Origin of the sequence: Dyella psychrodurans (genome assembly GCF_003363265.1) — a bacterium.
GTDB classification, from domain to species: Bacteria; Pseudomonadota; Gammaproteobacteria; order Xanthomonadales; family Rhodanobacteraceae; genus Dyella_B; species Dyella_B psychrodurans.
In genome coordinates this window covers 253,793-270,112 of record NZ_QRBF01000005.1, presented here as the reverse complement: position 1 = coordinate 270,112, position 16,320 = coordinate 253,793, and the positions used below count along the sequence as shown (strand labels likewise).

At 56.5% G+C, this 16,320-nt stretch carries 15 protein-coding genes; 6 read left to right on the top strand and 9 right to left on the bottom strand.

The window, feature by feature from the left end; genetic code table 11:
• Positions 1 to 92: 92 nt before the first annotated feature.
• Positions 93 to 1,685, bottom strand: a complete 1,593-nt coding sequence (locus DWU99_RS14495; RefSeq protein WP_115478779.1) for a porin — start codon at positions 1,683 to 1,685, stop codon at positions 93 to 95.
• Between the two features lie 514 nt (positions 1,686 to 2,199).
• Here DWU99_RS14495 and DWU99_RS14490 point away from each other — a divergent pair.
• From DWU99_RS14490 to DWU99_RS14475, 4 genes are all read left to right on the top strand, one after another.
• Positions 2,200 to 3,717, top strand: a complete 1,518-nt coding sequence (locus DWU99_RS14490) for an MFS transporter (protein ID WP_199535806.1) — start codon at positions 2,200 to 2,202, stop codon at positions 3,715 to 3,717.
• Positions 3,718 to 4,195: 478 nt separating this feature from the next.
• A complete protein-coding gene (locus tag DWU99_RS14485; protein ID WP_115478778.1) occupies positions 4,196 to 4,822 on the top strand; it encodes a hypothetical protein in 627 nt (208 codons plus the stop codon).
• Positions 4,823 to 4,834: 12 nt separating this feature from the next.
• Entirely contained in the window at positions 4,835 to 5,122 is a 288-nt protein-coding gene (locus DWU99_RS14480) for a hypothetical protein (protein WP_115478777.1), read from the top strand.
• A gap of 108 nt (positions 5,123 to 5,230) precedes the next feature.
• Positions 5,231 to 5,431, top strand: a complete 201-nt coding sequence (locus DWU99_RS14475; RefSeq protein WP_115478776.1) for a hypothetical protein — start codon at positions 5,231 to 5,233, stop codon at positions 5,429 to 5,431.
• Positions 5,432 to 5,435: 4 nt separating this feature from the next.
• On the opposite strand, the gene DWU99_RS14470 is transcribed toward DWU99_RS14475, so the two are convergent.
• From DWU99_RS14470 to DWU99_RS14460, 3 genes are all read right to left on the bottom strand, one after another.
• Positions 5,436 to 6,632, bottom strand: coding sequence for a hypothetical protein (locus tag DWU99_RS14470; RefSeq protein ID WP_115478775.1), 1,197 nt, complete (start codon positions 6,630 to 6,632; stop codon positions 5,436 to 5,438).
• Positions 6,633 to 6,790: 158 nt separating this feature from the next.
• Entirely contained in the window at positions 6,791 to 7,366 is a 576-nt protein-coding gene (locus DWU99_RS14465) for a hypothetical protein (RefSeq protein ID WP_115478774.1), read from the bottom strand.
• Complete coding sequence (locus DWU99_RS14460; protein WP_115478773.1) at positions 7,363 to 7,710, bottom strand: hypothetical protein; 348 nt, start codon at positions 7,708 to 7,710, stop codon at positions 7,363 to 7,365. The genes DWU99_RS14465 and DWU99_RS14460 overlap by 4 nt, the downstream gene beginning before the upstream one ends.
• Positions 7,711 to 7,863: 153 nt before the next feature.
• Between DWU99_RS14460 and DWU99_RS14455 the strand changes: the two genes are divergently transcribed.
• Together DWU99_RS14455 and DWU99_RS14450 are read left to right on the top strand one after the other, a co-directional pair.
• A complete protein-coding gene (locus tag DWU99_RS14455) occupies positions 7,864 to 8,955 on the top strand; it encodes an FRG domain-containing protein (RefSeq protein WP_115478772.1) in 1,092 nt (363 codons plus the stop codon).
• 37 nt (positions 8,956 to 8,992) lie between these two features.
• Positions 8,993 to 9,244 carry a hypothetical protein gene (locus DWU99_RS14450; protein ID WP_115478771.1) on the top strand — a complete coding sequence of 84 codons (252 nt, stop codon included), beginning with the start codon at positions 8,993 to 8,995 and terminating at the stop codon, positions 9,242 to 9,244.
• 12 nt (positions 9,245 to 9,256) lie between these two features.
• Here DWU99_RS14450 and DWU99_RS14445 read toward each other — a convergent pair whose 3' ends face one another.
• From DWU99_RS14445 to DWU99_RS14425, 5 genes are all read right to left on the bottom strand, one after another.
• Positions 9,257 to 10,054 (bottom strand): FRG domain-containing protein, encoded by a 798-nt coding sequence (locus DWU99_RS14445; protein ID WP_115478770.1) that lies wholly within the window; start codon positions 10,052 to 10,054, stop codon positions 9,257 to 9,259.
• An 84-nt stretch (positions 10,055 to 10,138) separates the two neighbouring features.
• Positions 10,139 to 10,906 carry a MarC family protein gene (locus tag DWU99_RS14440; RefSeq protein WP_199535805.1) on the bottom strand — a complete coding sequence of 256 codons (768 nt, stop codon included), beginning with the start codon at positions 10,904 to 10,906 and terminating at the stop codon, positions 10,139 to 10,141.
• A 134-nt stretch (positions 10,907 to 11,040) separates the two neighbouring features.
• Complete coding sequence (locus tag DWU99_RS14435; RefSeq protein ID WP_115478768.1) at positions 11,041 to 11,310, bottom strand: XAC0095 family protein; 270 nt, start codon at positions 11,308 to 11,310, stop codon at positions 11,041 to 11,043.
• Positions 11,311 to 11,883: 573 nt separating this feature from the next.
• Positions 11,884 to 13,866 (bottom strand): hypothetical protein, encoded by a 1,983-nt coding sequence (locus DWU99_RS14430; protein WP_115478767.1) that lies wholly within the window; start codon positions 13,864 to 13,866, stop codon positions 11,884 to 11,886.
• 821 nt (positions 13,867 to 14,687) lie between these two features.
• Positions 14,688 to 16,277: a tetratricopeptide repeat-containing sulfotransferase family protein gene (locus tag DWU99_RS14425; RefSeq protein ID WP_325048476.1), complete on the bottom strand. Its 1,590-nt coding sequence runs from the start codon at positions 16,275 to 16,277 to the stop codon at positions 14,688 to 14,690.
• Positions 16,278 to 16,320 lie beyond the last annotated feature (43 nt).

Below are 16,320 nucleotides of genomic sequence, written 5' to 3'. Positions count from 1 at the left end.
GAGCAAAAATGCGGGGAAACCTCAGACGCTAACCCCTTTTCCCGACGCGGCGAAATGGTAACTCGTTGCTTTTTAGGCCAGAACGATGGCGATCAGAACTTGAGCCGGACGCCAGTACCAATGCCAGTCGTCTCAGCACGCAAGCTGGGGCCACCACCATTGCCTTGCGTGTCGAAAAGAGTATGGCTCCAACCACCTCTACCCAATTGGTAGTCGTAGGCGAAATAGACATCGGTCTGCTTGTCCAGGTGATACATCAGGCTCACCGTCGCATTGATGCGGCTACCGTTGACGGTCTTCGTGCTGTTCGCAGTTGAAATAAAGAACGGTAGAACGACAAGGTTGTTGCCAGCATAAAGAGCGCTGTTATGCCCAAACGCTTCCCAAGCGCCCCAGTACAAGTCGAGATCCTTGCTGATCGGCCGGACAGGAATCGTACCGTCGACGATCCAGACATTATCCTTCCGGTCGCCGAGATTGCCCGTGTTAGTGTGCTGTTGCGCGATGTAGCGGATATAACCGGCGCCGACTCGCCAACCGTCAAAGACGTACGTTCCGCCCGTCAGGAAGGCCTGGTTGGTGTTCTGGTTGACATAGTTGCCGGCGCTTGGGTCGGAGGCGTCACAATGATCGTCGCCGAAGTTGCCGCAAGAGGAGCGGTTATAGTTGACGTTCCAGCTTAACTGGCCTCCGCCGACCTCCAAATTGTTGTAGGCAAGCGAAATGGCTTGATTGCTGCCGACCTTGAATTGTCCCGGGCTGCCGCCGCCGCCGTCCAACAGCGGCATATTGCCAATGCCACCGTTGCCACTGCCGCCGACGCCTTGGGAGCCGAAGGAGTAGTCGAGGCCGAGGATCATGTGGTCGCCAAGAAACGTTTTTTTCCAGACAATTCCAGAGTCGTTACGCGTGGTGGTCGATGAGGCGGAATAGAAGATGATCTGCTTGAAATTGTTGACATTCGAGTAGCCACCCTCGTTCAGAGACACGAACGGCGTTCCGTAAGGGTCGCCCCACGTTTGCGTAAAGTCGCGCGTGACCGTGTTTTGACGGCCGAAAGTCAACTTGCCGAGTTCTGGGCTCTGGAAGCCAATCCAGGCGTCACGGTTAAACAACACGCCGGGAGTGTCCATATTGCCGGAGGGTGATTCAAATTCGGCCTCGAGTTTGGCAATGACCTTCAAATCATGCAGACCGAATTTTTCGGCTGATGTCAGGGCATGATCGACATCGAAGCCCAGGCGGTTACCACTGAACCAAGCGGTCTGGAAACCGGTGGCCCATGAGGGCTTGCCGTTGCCGTTGGCGTTCGGCTGATTCGACCAGCCGCTGATAGTGCCTTCGATAATGCCGTATATATGCAACGACGTGTCGTGTCCGTGATAAAGCATGATGGGCTGCTGAAGAACGCCGGCCACGTTGTCGCTGTTCTCCGTCTTGGGCATCGCCGGTACATCGCCGGCAGACGTGTTGGCGATCACCTTGGCATCTTGTTGGCGGACCAGTGTTTCTTGAGCCGCAGGTTGGGACTTTTCTTTTTCGAGCTTTGCCAGACGCGCGTTAAGAGCCTGGACTTCCTTCTTCAAGTCAGAAAGTTCGTCGGCATGGGCGATGACCGGCAGCGATATGGCGAAAGCGGCGCCAATAAGAAGCGCTATGCGTAGTCGTCGCGATTTTTGGAACATCAAAACCTTACCCCTCGTGGCTAACATCGAAAGTCTTCCTCTCCATAGTTGTTGCTTTTAGTTTTTTTCTATCGATCTTGTCTTTACGCCATTGCGGCGCCTTGTGAGCGATCAATAGCTCTTCAATTACGATACGAACGGCATCGTGCGGCGACTTCATTCGAAATTATTCGAAGCCGAAAGCGACGATGCTTTCGCTGTCGTTATCGTGCGCGTCTGTTCGACACTTGCCAGCTCTTTAACGCTGCCGGCAACTGTCAACATCTGCTGTGTCTGGAAGTAAGGTAATTCCCTTATTGCTTCCGACATCGCGGCACGATGCGTCAACCTGTTGTGATAAAGCCGTCTATCTGCAATGGTGGGGACGAATCAATTCCGTGTTCGTTGTCTTTGCATGCTAGGACGGCGAATCAATGGGCGTCACCGCATATTCGTGAGACATTCATAAGCTCACGGCCAGTCACGGCGAGTAATCACGCAGAGTTATTTTTTCGGGGAATAAAGGAACGGATCGATGCAAAACGCAGAACACGATAGCGACATCCCCGTGAATTCGCAGGTTTCGCATGGCGCACATGGAGCATCCGCGCATGCGTCGTCCGATATGAAATCATCGCCGGCCAAGGCGACGGCATCCAACATTGGCTCCGCTCAGATCGCGGCACGCCTGGATAGATTGCCGCCGTCGCGCACGGTGTGGACCATCATCGTTCTGATTTCATTGGGCGGTGTGTTCGAGTTCTACGATCTGTTCTTCACCGGTTACGTCGCGCCCGGCATGACAAAGTCCGGATTGTTCACGGCACAGTCGTTAGGTTTTTTCGCGCATCTGGACGCGATCAAGGTCGCCGGTTTCGGTACCTTCGTCTTCAGCACCTTTGCCGGCCTATGGGCGGGTGTCGTGCTCTTCAGTCAGCTTGCCGATCGTTTCGGCCGCCGTCCCGTGTTTACGTGGTCATTGGTGTGGTACGTCGTGTGTACGGCCATCATGGCGTTCCAGCATTCGGGTGAAATGGTCAATGTGTGGCGCTTCGTTGCCGGTGTCGGTTTTGGGGTGCAACTGGTCACCATCGACACCTACATTTCGGAGCTCATTCCCAGTGCTGAGCGCGGCCGTGCGTTTTCCGTCAACCAGTTCATCACCTTCAGCGTGGTTCCGGTGGTGGCCTTGCTTGCCTGGTTGTTGGTGCCTAGTGCGCCGTTGGGGTTGGATGGTTGGCGCTGGGTTGTGTTGATCGGTTCCACGGGAGCAGGCCTTGTATGGCTGCTGATCCGCCGCATACCGGAGAGCCCTCGCTGGCTTGCCTTACAGGGGCGCCTGGAAGAAGCGGACAGGGTGACCACCGCCATCGAAACCCGAGTTCAGGCAGAAACCGGGCGACCCTTGCCGGCGCCAAAGAGCGACATTGCCGAGGAGATGGGAGAAGGGCGCTTCGGGGAGATATTCTCCGCGCACTATCGTGGACGCACGCTGATGCTGTCCCTGTTCAATATGGCGCAGGTGATCGGCTTCTATGGTTTTGCTGCGTGGGTGCCGACGCTGCTGATCGCGCGCGGCATCACCATTACGCATAGTCTGGAGTACTCCTTCATCATCGCCGTGGCCAATCCGTTTGGGCCTCTGCTCGGCGTGCTGTTCGCGGACAGGATCGAACGGAAATCGCAGATCGTCTGGGGCCTCTTGATCATGGGGCTTGCCATGCTCGGCTTCGCCAATGCAACCTTGCCGGCCGTGCTCATTGTTTTGGGCGTGGTATTCACGCTCGCCTCCAACGTGATGTCGTACGCCTATCACAACTATCAAGCGGAGCTTTATCCAACCCGGATTCGGGCGACGGCGGTGGGTTTTGTCTATTCGTGGAGCCGTATTGCCGCGGCTTTCGCGGGGCTCGCCGTGGGCTACTTCTTGAATGCGGGCGGCGTGATGGCCGTGGCGTTTTTTATCGCCACGGCGATGGTGGTGGGTATTGCGGTGATCGGTTTGTTCGGGCCAGTAACCAATGGCGTTTCCCTGGAAAGCAGCGGTATGTAGGTGCCTTGCCGACGGCAACGTGGTCTGCCAGGGGAGTTCGCGATGCCGCTGAGCAATCAAGATAACGATCAGGCGCACCGGCACCCTAACGACTGGCGCAGGTTGGTTTATCGGTTGCCCGTGGCTGGTCCCGGGAACTGGTAGATGCTGTCAGAAAGTCAGCCTGGTACCGTTTTGTTATCCTCTTGATTTCGGCATTGACCCTAAATCAGCGAGCCGATCCAGACACGGATGCAGTGCTCGAATTCGTGGAACTTGCCAGTACTGCGTCATTTGATCTGGCTGGGATGGTCTGCAACAACGGGTATGGGTGGGGCGCAGTTGGCAAAGGACGTCCGCGAGCGACTATTGACGTGGCCTTCACATTTCGCTGCATGCAGAAATCGAATGTCTGCGCCGGAAGCCGTCGGAAGGAAGGCGAGCCTTAAAGCAAGCGTGGCATACTTCAGCGAAATGTTTTCAATAACAGGGGATGCATATGAGTCAGCAACTGTCCAAGTCGCGGACGGTTTTTCTGCTGTTGGTGGGCGTTGCCACCATTTGTTTTCTGGCGTCCCACGACAGCGGTGGCGATAAGCCGTCAGATCGAGCCACTTCAACATCACTGGACAGTCATGCGGCCCTGCCGGGCGCTGATGTGGCCAAGCGGGCGGCAACGATTCGAAACGTCTTGTCGGTGGATCCTCCTTCGGACAAGAACGGCAATGTGTTCGTCGTCAAGGTGAAGCAGGGCTCCATTTTTGAGGGTGGCAACACCAGCAAAGACGTGTTGCACACCATCGGCAATCATGCGGGCAAGACCCCGTATGTGGGTGTCGAGATTGATATGGTGGAAACGCTGGTGGATGGCTATGGTCGCCAATCCGATGTTCCGATTTTGCGGCTCGACCTGAGCCGCGACGATGTGGAGAAGTTCAACTACGACAACATCGTAGGCTGGAACGTCTTGAACATGGCTCACGTGTCGTCTTTGAATCCGGTGTCGGAGCACATCGTCGAGCAGGAGTGTGCCCCAGACAGCGAAAACGCGAAATATGCCCCGGACTTCTGCCAAGCGGCCGCAAACGCCGATACCACCCTCAACACCGCCGACGCCTCGCAATAAAGGGTCTCTAGAGTGACCATCAGGAAGGTTGAGGACCTGGTTGACGGCTTGCTGGATGAAAACCAGCCCATTGATATGGGTGTTCTCAGGGGTCAGTTGGCCAGAACAACCATCGATGACATTGGTAGGTTGGAGTTTCTGCTGCGCCGTCTTGGACAGTGGCCCGTGGTGGCCAACGAGATCGAGAACAAGGCCAAGGCGCTGAGAAGGAAACTGGATCGGGACTTTGATGAGGCCATGAAAATGGAGCGTCAGAAAGCCCAACCAGAGGCGAGTGCGGGTGATGGTTATGAGATGTGAATGAATCGAAGAACCTGTCAGAGCTGCCTCCGTGCGACTGCATGACCATGCTTGTCCCCTACTGACAAAACAAATCTACGGATATTCCCAACGCGGAGGACATTCGTTATGAAACAACCAGGACTGGACGGGCGCCATCGTGACAAAAAAGGCACGATTGACTTGAAGCATGGCAACACGAAGAACAAGAACCTCCCCACTCCCATACCTGGATTTGGGCCGGATGTAACACTCAAGGAAATGAGAGATGAAACGGGGAAGATGAGCGAGCAGGCGATTCGCGCTGCCATGAGAAATCGTAAGAGCTAATCCGCTAACCCCTGTTTGCTGCCATGTTTTCGATGAATGATGGAAGATCTTTAAGCGACGGAGCAAGTTTCGCCGCCTGTGATTTTCCTATTTTTCGAAGTTGCGCCTGAGACTGGTTGTCCGCGCGAAAGATGTCCGCTAGGGGTAAAAAAAGGGCGTGCAGTCCGTCCACATAGTCGCTGGACCGCTTGTTGTGCGGATTCCTGGCGCGTTGTTCGGGGGTAGATTGACGCATGACGAGAGATAAATATTCAAACAACGAGTAGAGAGACGGCGTATCGCCAGGATTGATGTGCAACGCCTTTTCCGGAACGTTGATGTTCAGTAGTTCTTTGGCCAATGACTGCGCGATGTTGTAAAACATTTCATCGCGTGTGCTCCTAAATTGCTCCGCAACCATGGCGTCCGAGTTTTTATTAAAGCCCGTTTCTTTTGCATGGGCGTGGAAAGTTCGCGTGTCGTCGTAGAGGTTGAGCAAAGAAGAGTGAAAATCCGATCCCACATCGCGAAGGGTGCGAATGAGAGGGTTTCCTTCGTCCCAGTTCGCTACAGTCCATTTGCAAAACAATCCAACATCTCTGAGGCCATCTTTGATGATGTTGACGAGTTCTTCTTCGTCGGCTTTTCCTTCAAAGACCCTCATTATTCGATCTGAATCAGACGGTCTGATCGGGTACGTGACCGTCAGTTCTTTGAGTGCGGCTTGAAATTTCTTTCCATTAATTCTATTTCGCAACTCCTTTCGCATCATCTTTGTTGCAAATCTTCGTTGCGAGCGCGTGCTGTTTGGCAGTTTTTCTGCCTGTTCTTTCATGGCTGCCGATAGATCGAGCAGATCAGTCGGCGCCGGGAAATCTGGGAACCAATCTTTCGTCAAGACGATTGGTTCGTGGTAATACCCCTTCACGGCAGCCAACTTTTTTATTTCGTATTCGATGATGGATCCGGAGTTTGGCAAATTGTGTTTGCCGCACAAATCCAGAATTGCTTTGATTCGCGCCATACCCTCCGGAGCACGCTCTTGGGTCTCGGAGAGGCACTCGAAAATATGGATGTCGCTGAACACGAACTGGGCAACGCCACGCGTTCGCAGCTCCAACAGGGCTTCCTTCGTCGGCAGGTACTCATCGGCCTTCGAATGAATTGGCGAAAGATGAGAAAAATCTTGGCTGTCCAGGTAGACCCTAAGCGGACCGGGCATTTCCAACTCCGTTCAAACACGTGCAGAGGCGTGTACAAGACTTAAGTCGCCGCGCTTTCAGGCCGAAGGCATCGACAATCCAGCGCCACTGGCAATCGTATAGACGCGAACCCTTCTTTTCTTAAGTTCTTCAACATCTCCTGCCCATGTGAATCTGACTATTTGGTTTGGCTTGAGGACGCACTGGCCGGCGATGGGGGACTCTTCATGGACAGAGCCAGGTAATACTCCGCGCCACACTGGCCACCCTTGTGCATCTCTTCCTCCAACTCCTTGGGCGTTTGGTTCCAGCCGTCGCTGATCGATTGACGAGTCGCGCCCACCAAACTCTGGTTGATCATGTGCAAGTTCCATTCGGTGCATTCGCGCGCCTTTGGGTTCTTGGGATGGGCGCACAGCCAGAGGGTGTTGTCCAGATCAACGGAGCAGGAAAGAACGTCTTCGGAGCCATACAGTTCGATCCTACCGCGCACCAGCGGGTGCACCTTCTCAAAGAGGTCCTGGTAATACGCGGGGTCCGTTTTACCCAGGGAAGCATCGGCGCTGAGTGTCAGGAGGTCTTCGTACGCGCTCTCACGCTTGGCGCGTAGTTCCTGGGACAGGGTCATGTGTTGAGTTGCGACGGTGGAGTAGATGCCCGAGGCGAGGGTGAGGGCGGACAGGATGGCGGCCCAGACGGCAGGGTTCTTCAAGGGATGCTTCGCGGTTTCGTGGTCGCCGGTGTGCTTGCTCATAACGACCTCTCGGCGTGGTTGTTTCGGCAGCCCAGGCATTTGCGGTGAGGCCCCCACCGACCCTCTCGGATGCCGCCCAGCAGGCAACCGCAGTTCGGGCAACTGAGGCTTCTGCCTTCCTTCCACCTCCAGATGCGAGCAGCCTGGACCGCAAAGAGGATCACGCACGCTGCAGCTGCCACAAGGGTGATCAGCCATGGAAGATCGGGCGACATGGGCAGGGCGCCCATGCGCACAAAAGCATCGTTGAACGCCGAGACCGCCATGGCGATTGGAACGGCGGCGATCATGGGGAGAAAGCAGATCACCAGCAGCCGCAGGCACATTTTGTCGACATTGGACATGAAACCCCCTGAGTCGCCCGCCCGGGTGTCGTCGGTCCGGCCTGGCGTTGGATAAGACCTCCGACATCGTCGGACAGAGGGGTCTCAAGGGTTGAGATCGCTCTGGGTAAAATCGGTCCATGGTTGCGGCTTGGCACAGAGTCAGGGGGACATATGCGCCATCAGCATTTTGGGTCCATCCACGAGGTGATGGATCTGCTTCGATCAGAGATTCCAGAAAACCCGTTTCCCGAAACATCGAGAGATGGCTATGTGTGGGTCAATGATGGAGGCCAAGGGCGACTGGTCCCTTCACCCGGCGCCCCATTTTCATCTCCATTCTTGTATCGAGGGCAAACCAAGCGGCATCCGCACTGTGTTCCTGGTGTATTCCGTGGATTGCAAATGGTTGATCACCCGCAAAAGTTGTCGCAGTTGGAGCGAGCCAAATGCTTCATCGCACGGGTTCGATTGGAAGAGTTCCTGATGGCACTTCGCTCGCATCCTGCACACGCTTATTCCAAAGAGATGAATCTGGTGGTGAGCGAGGAGGCGTTGGCTCAGCATTATGAACTTGCAACCGGACGTTTGGATTTGACCCAGGATCCCGATGTGGCGGCTTTCTTTGCGACCAACTGGCGTGATGCAAACGGGCAGTGGCACCCGGTGAAGGAAGGAGTTGGGGTTGTCTACCGGGTGGTCATCTCTCATTTGAAGCAAGTGTTGGGCGATGAAAGGTATGAGTTCTGCGCGGAGTGGATCGGCAAACAGGCCTGGCCACGGCCCGGGGAACAGAAAGGATGGACGCTGTTGGTTTCGCTGGGGGTGGACTTCGAAGATTATCCAGGGGACATCCTGACGTTTGACCAGAGGGAGTCATGCGGAGTCGATTTTCGCCAGAAGTTCGATGCGGGTCTAAAACTCTTTCCGCCGGATGTGTTGTCGGAGGTTGTCGAAGCCATCAAGACAGCCCCGACGATGGCCCGGAGCTTGGTGAGCGAGGTGCTGACATCACAGGGATGCACGGGCGAAATGCATGACCGTGAACTGGACGCCAGTGTGGGATTCTTTGCGCACCACTTTGGCATTGATGTGGTGGACAGGGAACCGATCGGGCTTTCACCGGAACAACTCCTAGTGGCCCAGGCTCAACTGGAACAGATGAAGCCAACGTTTTTGCACGACGTTCGCGCGTTGGCTGTCTGCAGGCCGATATCCACTGAGTTGGGCGCCATCAGCCGTCAGAATGAAGGTGAGCCGGGTTGATGGGCAGAGCATTCGATAAACGATTTGAGGGAAAGAGATGATCAAGGCAAGGAAAGAGGCTTCATCGTTCCATGGCTCTTTTACTTTGCCCGACGGCAAGTCCATGTTCGGTGAGTTGATTCTCAATGGTCCTGCCACCACGCTCACGTTGAAGAATGCCTCCACGATTGGTTCGGATTTCGAACGGCGAAACCTCCACGGCGTGAGCGTGGACAACGACCACATTACTTACATCGGCAGTGATTTGAGTGATTTGGGGACGGAGATAGTTAAGCTGAGATGGATTTAACTAACTCCGTCCCTATGCTGTGCTGCGCTTGGCCTTCTTGGGCGACGCCTTGTTCCCGGACGCGCCGGTGTCGGTGACGAGTCCCAGCCCGACTTTGTTCTTGAATTGCCAGGCAAGCTGCTGACCGAGCCCCTTGGCATCGGGATAGACGTACCAGTGGTCCACGCCGTACTTGAATAATCGGCGGCGGAAGTCATGCACCATCGCACTAGGGATGAGGAAGCTCTTAAGCCCCTTCGGGGCAAAGATCTTTGTCGGTGTGGGATGGATCGTGAAAACACCGCGCTGCGCACGGATACGATCAAACGCTAAGGGCGCTGTAAAACGGCCTACTTCGGTGTTCGAGAATGGACTGGTATTGCGATGATCAACTTCAAAGATGTAGTGCGAGTACTTCACGGCGTAGATAACACGGTCCGTGTCGCTGTCGGACTCCAGTGCAAAGTACAACGCAACCAACGGGCTAACCGTCCAGTCGAGCAATCGCGTCGGCACTCCGATATGTTGCGCATACGCAAGCCAGGTCCAGTCGTTGAAGCGATAGTCGCTAACTAAGGCGACCGCGCGTAACTTAAACTCCTCAAATAGCCGCTGTTCGCGCTCGGCATCATATGTCCCATACACCTTTTCGCGTCCGATCGACGGAATCAAACGATGTTCGGGCGATGACACACCGCGAAAGATCCAGCCGGTATCACGGGTTTCTTCGAACTGGGCGTGCAAGTGCTGCCAACTTTCAATGAGCACGTGCGAAGCATCACGTTCAGCGTCCACCACAGTTTTGTCGCCCTTCTTTTTTGGCGAGCTCATTACTATCCCCCTTCATTGTTCACAGTTACGATTGCCTTGCGTAACCTGCTTTTGCTAGTGCGGCGCGCTGATGTTGTCGCCGCCTCAAGTAAAGAGCGTCTTAAGTCCTGTAACGGCGATCTGCAATCCAACGCAAAAAATAAAGAACGCTATCAACCGATTGAAAATCCGCTCTCCCTGGGAGCCAAGATAACGCTCGATGCGTTGCGTGTTGAGGAAGAACACGTACACCAGCACGCACATCACAATGATGGCCAGAAGAATGGCTGTCATGTTGAATGCCAGTTGGCGCAGGTCGGCATCCGCGCCGTGTGCGCTCAGGGTTAGCAGCACCGAGATCGTTCCTGCGCCCGTGGTTAGTGGAAACGTCAGGGGATAGAACAGTTGGTTTTCGATGCTGCGGTGTTTCGTCGTGTTGACGTCTTTGCTGCTGTCGGCGCTGTCATCTTTGTCGGATGAGAGGAATTCCCAGCCCATTTTGCAGATCATGATGCCGCCTGCCAGGCGCACCACGGGGATCGATAGGCCAAACAGTTTCAGGATCCACGCGCCGGCGATCAGCGTCACGGTGCAGATGAAGAACGCGTACATCGTGATCTTGCGCACGGCTTGCTCTTTGCCGGCTTCGTCCAGTTGTGCGAAGTAGGGCATCACCACGAAGGCGGTGCCGATGGGATTGACCACCGGGAACAGCGCTACCACGCCGATGAAGAGCAGATGGATGAACGTGTGAAGTTCGGTTGCCATATTCACCGATCCTGATTTGGAGGAGTGATCTGCCTTGTATGACGGGACATCATACGTTTTTTGAGAAGGCGGCGGGATAAGGGCACGTCTGGAGGGTGACGACACTGGATGACCAGCTTCGCTGTTGTGAAGCGCCTCCGGCCTTCGCCGGAATGACGGGCAAAAATAGCCGGGATGTGATGCTCAGGGAATGGGTGGCGCTTTTTCCTGATTTTCAGGCTGATTTTGTCCGCCGTTGTTCAATGTGCCTGCGCCAGATCCGCACACGTTGAAGCGTGTTTGACGGTCTTCAACACATCGCCCATCTGAAAGCTCAGATCGGCGAAGAGTTGCCCGATCATGCTGCGGTTGATGAAAAGGATGGTGTCGTGATCGCCGTTCGTGGTGGCGGTGCCGGCGAGCTGCGCCATTAAAAGCAGCTTGTCGCGGATCATGCACAGATCGTCGTAGTGATCCTGGGACAGCACGTAGCTGCCCGCGTCGAACAGGGTGTGATTGGGGGGATTCATGGGCCTCGTCCATTACCGTAGGTCGCGCCACGTATTGCGCGTGGCGCGAAGGGCTACAGGAAAAATCCTGCACGTAGTGTTGGAACTTTCCGGTACCGTTTTCTACGTGTGCCCATTGTGGCCCGACGCCGTCCAGTATGAGCGGCGGTGAAGTAGTACAAAAAGCGGCTTGGCGGGGTCACGCGTGAGCGTGCGTGCCGTATGATCGAACATAACCATGGTCAACGTCCTTCGTTGGTTGTGGCCAGCGGATCGTTTGGGTTGGCGCCCAGGCGATCCGCGCTACTTCACTCATGTCGGGCGTGTCGGTGTCATCAAAGCCGGATGGACACGCCCGACTTTCGAACCTTCGCATAAAAGCGGCACGTCATCTGTCAGGCGACGCGGACTTGTGTTGACAGCCAAGTCGATAAGCGTTGCCGGAATCGCGCAAAAAAAACCAGCGAAGGGGAGACTTCGCTGGCTCACCAGTGGGTGAATTACCGGGAACTTTCTTCACGATCAGCACGGCCACGCAGGGGAAGCTACGGCCTGGATCGGCGTGGACGTCGCCTCCCGCGCGTGGATGTGGGATTACTGCACCAGCGTCATCGCCATGATCTGCACATTGGTGTTGTTCGGCAGCTTGATGCTCTGAACGGTCTTGGCGTTGTTCAAATTGAATTTGTAGTTGTAGAGATAGAAGGTGCGGCTATCGCGGCCACCGCTGTAGGTGTCGCGGTAGGGCTCCACGGCGGCCTGCAATTCGCCGGCATAGCTCTGGGGAGTGAACCAGTCGCTGATGCTTTGGGTGAAGGTCGATTGCGTGCCGTCGGTGTAGGTGACGGTGAAGGTTTGCGAGGTCTGGCTTCCATTCATGGCGGCTGCCAGCAATTGCAGGCCGGAGAACTGGCCCGACGGCAAGGTGATCGTCTGTCCCGACGCGCTGACGTCGTTGGCGGCGTTGGCGCTGCCGAAGTGGTACAGCACGTCGTTGTATTCCAGCGACGATCCCAGCAACTGTGCCGAATACGCATCGCCCACGCCATCCACGCCGCCGGTGGACGAGAAGGTGGCTCCGTCGTTGTAGATGGCGGTGCGATTGAAGGCCGATGCGAGACTCACCGACGTCGCATTGATGGTCGGATTGCTCAACACATAAGAAAGCACCGCCACGTTGCGGTTGTTCGGCAGCGCGATGCTCTTGACCGTCTTGGTGCTGTCGATCGGGAACGCGTAGCCGTACAAGTAGAACGTGCGGCTATCCTTGCCGCCGCTGCTGGTGTCGCGATACGCCATCGTCACGGCGTTCGATTCGCCGGGATAGCTTTGCGGACTGAACCAGTCGCTCATGCTTTGGCTGATGACCGTGCTGCTGCCATCGGTGTAGTCGACCATGAACGTCTGCGCTGTCTGGCCACCGTTGAGGCCGGTCGCAAGCAGGCTCAATTCGCTGTACTGCCCTTGCGTAGGCGTGATGGTGCCGCCGCTCAGGGCGTTGGCGGTGTTGGCCGCACCGAAGCTGAAGGTATCGCCGTTCCAGGTCTGCGAGCTGCCCAGCAGGTTGGCGGAGTAGGCGTAACCGTTGCCATCCAGGCCGCCGGTGGTGAACGACGTTCCATCGGTGTAGATGCCGTACACGCCGGTCGTCGTCGTGCTTCCTCCCACGCCGTTATTGATGGCGCTGGCGTAGGCGGCCGTTTCGTCTCCGCCGTTGTACGTCTTGCCGACAATGTCGTCGTACAACCACAGGAAGCCGCCGGTGATGCTGCACTGAGAGTGCCAGCTGCTCATCTGGCTTTGCGCTTGCGGAGGCGTGTCGTTGCTATCCCAAACGCCGGGATAAACCGGCACCGATCCGAAACTCCAGCCCGAGCACGGACTGTTGCCTGCGCCACCCGAGTAAGTCTGCAGATGGACGCCATCGACCGTACCGGGAAGCGTGGTGTTGATCTGCGAAACGACCGACGTCCAATACGAGGCGTTGGTGTACGGGGATATCGTCACGTGATAGCCGAGGTTGCCCAGCATCACCGCAAAGGCTTCGGTCGACGCCGCGTCGTAGCTGTTCTCGTCGTCGAAATCGATCGCATCGACGGAAGGCAATGCAGCCTTCAGCGCCTGGAAATCCTTGTAGAGGATGCTGCTCGATCCCGTACCTTGCGAATTGACCAAGGCCTTGATGTCCTGGAAATCCCCCACGTTCGACGAACCAATGCTGAGGGTGATGCGCTTGGGCGTTCCCTGCTTCATGGTCACCAGATCGGCCGCGAACGACGGCCATGTGTTGTTGCCCACATACGTGCCGCCGGACGTCAACGGGAATTCGCCGTTGAGGTTGAGGTCGCCCGCGGAACTCACCTCGACGCTCCACACGATCACTTCCGTGAAACCGGAGTTTTCGATCTCCGAGATATTGCTCGCTACGTGCTTGTACAACGGGCCGCCACCATAAATGCCGGTGTAACCCGTGGTTTGAGCACTCACGCTTCCGCATGCGAATGCAAGCGCCGAAACAACAAGCAGCAGCGACGATGTGCGACGCAACCGCGAATACTGATCCTTCGAATGCTTCATGGACACGCTCTCCAAAACGAAATTGGACGGAAACGCGCTGACTGCCCTACATGCCCCAATGACACCGCGTGGCCACAGGCATTCGGCGCTGCTGAGAAGTGAGGTTGCGAAGGTGCTGCGGCATCAAAGGCTTGTCGCGGCACCCTTTGGCTTAGCGCTGCAAAGGCAAGTCGCTGAACGTCGGTGTCACTTCGGTCGATGTCACTTCGGTTGCCGCGCATGGCGCGCTCTTGCGATACATGGATCCCCCTGCCTTTCGGCTTGTTAGCTGTCGTGCCTCATGCGTGATGCTTTTTGAGAGCACGAACTCACCCTGAGCCATGGCTGCTGCCATGACCCTCCGGCACTGCTTTTCAGAGATACGAAAACCGACCCCACTACCGGCGCATGCCGCAGGCGGATAACGCCTCGCCGCACCGTCCCGGAGCCCTTCGATCATCGATCTTTCAATCGATCCAAAATCCAATGACAACGTTGGACCGAAGGTCGCGGGTGGGCTATGAATAGGGCACGAAAAAGGCTATGTCAATGAAAATTTATATCGATTCAAATTTAGATTTTCTAAATGTATCTTGTTGATGTGCATGAAAATTTTGTGATGACCATGCTGCGTGACAGCAAATAACTTGGATCGATCTAATTAATCGCGGACTTACGGGTTTTGCACCTGCAAAAAATCGGGCAGTAAATCCAGTTCTACAAGCACAAACGCCCGCGCCCGGGGGCACGGCATAAGGACATCGGCGGAAGCCCGCCAACGCAAGCTGAAATCGTTGGGACGTTTCATCCGTGCATCAAACCAAGCGCTGCGTCACCGCGAGCTATTCCGGTTTATGCGGATTCCGATGATCCATCGCGGGAAGACCAAGTGCCTGACGCAACGGATTCAACAAGTCGCCGTAGCGTGGCGCGCGTGCCGTATCAGTGCGCAGCGGTTGCCGCACTTGCATGGCACTGGGTGTACCGACGACGCGCTGCGTTTCGTTGAAACGCAGGCATGTTTCCTCGAATGGCAAGCCGCAGAATGCGAGCAATCCACGAATTTGCGTTTCAGGGTCTTTAATCAGGTCTTCGTACGCATGTTGGTAGACGCGCACCGGATCTTTCTGGGCCCAATAACTCGCAGCGGCATCGAAGCTGCGCCAGTACGAGGCCAGATCGGAGAACGTGCGCGTGTAGTCGTTGCCGGGAAAGTATTGCCGGTAGCACGAGAAACAGGTTTCGAGCGCATCGCGACGACTGACGACAATGCGTGCGCCAGGCAGCATCGCGCGGATCATGCCGATGTGCATCCAGTTGTTGGGCAACTTGTCGGTAAACATCGGGCGATGCTTACGCCAGCGCGCGGTTCGTTCCAGATAACGCTGTCCCAGTTGCCGCCAATCTTCCGTGCTCATGTCCGCGAGCCACTTCGGATACGGTTTTTTGCGCCGGTTCGACTCTTCTCCGATAAGCAAGGGCAGGTCGGTCAACTCGGCGGCGCCCTCGACGCTGGAATGCGACGCGAGGATTTGTTCGATCAATGTCGATCCCGAACGCGGCATGCCCACGATGAAAATCACTTCCGAGCCGAGGTCTTGCCCGGCATCGGCGGTGCAGGGCGCGGATCGGATCGAGTCGATCTGCGCGGCCACTGTCGCTGCGTTCCATGTCCTGTGCCTGCGAGCGATGTCATTCGCGGCAGCCAACGCCTGCAGGGATTCGGCGTAACGGCCTTGATCGTCCAGCGCCTTGGCCAGGGCGAAACCCATCGCGATGCGGTCGCCGTCGTTGGCGCGCGGATGCGCGAGTGCGCGTTGGATGGCGTCGCTGTCGCTCGTGTCCAGGCGCAGCGTCTTGATTTCCGCCAGGCCCCACCACGCCATGCCCGCCCAGGGTTGCTCCGCGAGCAGCGTTCGATATTCGGCGATGGCTTCGTCGCGGAAATTGTCCATGCGCAACAGGTCGGCGAGTTGCGCGCGCGCCGCCGCATAGTCCGGCGCCAGGGTGACGGCACGGCGCAGTGCGTCTCTCGCTTCGTCAAAGCGTGCGCTGCGCGTCAAGAACAGGCCGAGGTTGTACCAGGCCATGACAAAGCCCGGCTGAAGTTCGCAGGCGCGACGCAAACCCTCGATCGCCTGATCGAGTTCGCCCGCCTCGGCGAGAAAGATGGCAAATGCGTTGTGGTACAGCGCTTCTTGCGGGCGCTGCTCCAGCGCGCGATGCATGTCGCGCAAAGCCGCGCGGTGTTCCCCGCGCATGCTCAGCAAACTCGCATGCAGACGCAAAACTTCGGGATGATCCGGATGGCTGCCCAGCACGGGCGCCAATTGGCTGGCCGCCTGATCCGGGCGATGCATCTCCAATGCCTGCGCCGCCGCCATCACGCGATTCGCCGCGGCGGGGTCCAGGCCTTGCAATAGCGGATTCAAATTCGCCTCCGAACGCACTGCGCTTGCATACACGCTACCAGGT

What these genes read in the sequence shown, in the direction of transcription:
- DWU99_RS14495 (WP_115478779.1), bottom strand. Translation starts at nt 1,685, where the DNA reads ATGTTCCAAAAATCGCGACGACTACGCATAGCGCTTCTTATTGGCGCC.
- DWU99_RS14490 (WP_199535806.1), top strand. Translation starts at nt 2,200, where the DNA reads ATGCAAAACGCAGAACACGATAGCGACATCCCCGTGAATTCGCAGGTT.
- DWU99_RS14485 (WP_115478778.1), top strand. Translation starts at nt 4,196, where the DNA reads ATGAGTCAGCAACTGTCCAAGTCGCGGACGGTTTTTCTGCTGTTGGTG.
- DWU99_RS14475 (WP_115478776.1), top strand. Translation starts at nt 5,231, where the DNA reads ATGAAACAACCAGGACTGGACGGGCGCCATCGTGACAAAAAAGGCACG.
- DWU99_RS14470 (WP_115478775.1), bottom strand. Translation starts at nt 6,632, where the DNA reads ATGCCCGGTCCGCTTAGGGTCTACCTGGACAGCCAAGATTTTTCTCAT.
- DWU99_RS14465 (WP_115478774.1), bottom strand. Translation starts at nt 7,366, where the DNA reads ATGAGCAAGCACACCGGCGACCACGAAACCGCGAAGCATCCCTTGAAG.
- DWU99_RS14460 (WP_115478773.1), bottom strand. Translation starts at nt 7,710, where the DNA reads ATGTCCAATGTCGACAAAATGTGCCTGCGGCTGCTGGTGATCTGCTTT.
- DWU99_RS14455 (WP_115478772.1), top strand. Translation starts at nt 7,864, where the DNA reads ATGCGCCATCAGCATTTTGGGTCCATCCACGAGGTGATGGATCTGCTT.
- DWU99_RS14450 (WP_115478771.1), top strand. Translation starts at nt 8,993, where the DNA reads ATGATCAAGGCAAGGAAAGAGGCTTCATCGTTCCATGGCTCTTTTACT.
- DWU99_RS14445 (WP_115478770.1), bottom strand. Translation starts at nt 10,054, where the DNA reads ATGAGCTCGCCAAAAAAGAAGGGCGACAAAACTGTGGTGGACGCTGAA.
- DWU99_RS14435 (WP_115478768.1), bottom strand. Translation starts at nt 11,310, where the DNA reads ATGAATCCCCCCAATCACACCCTGTTCGACGCGGGCAGCTACGTGCTG.
- DWU99_RS14430 (WP_115478767.1), bottom strand. Translation starts at nt 13,866, where the DNA reads ATGAAGCATTCGAAGGATCAGTATTCGCGGTTGCGTCGCACATCGTCG.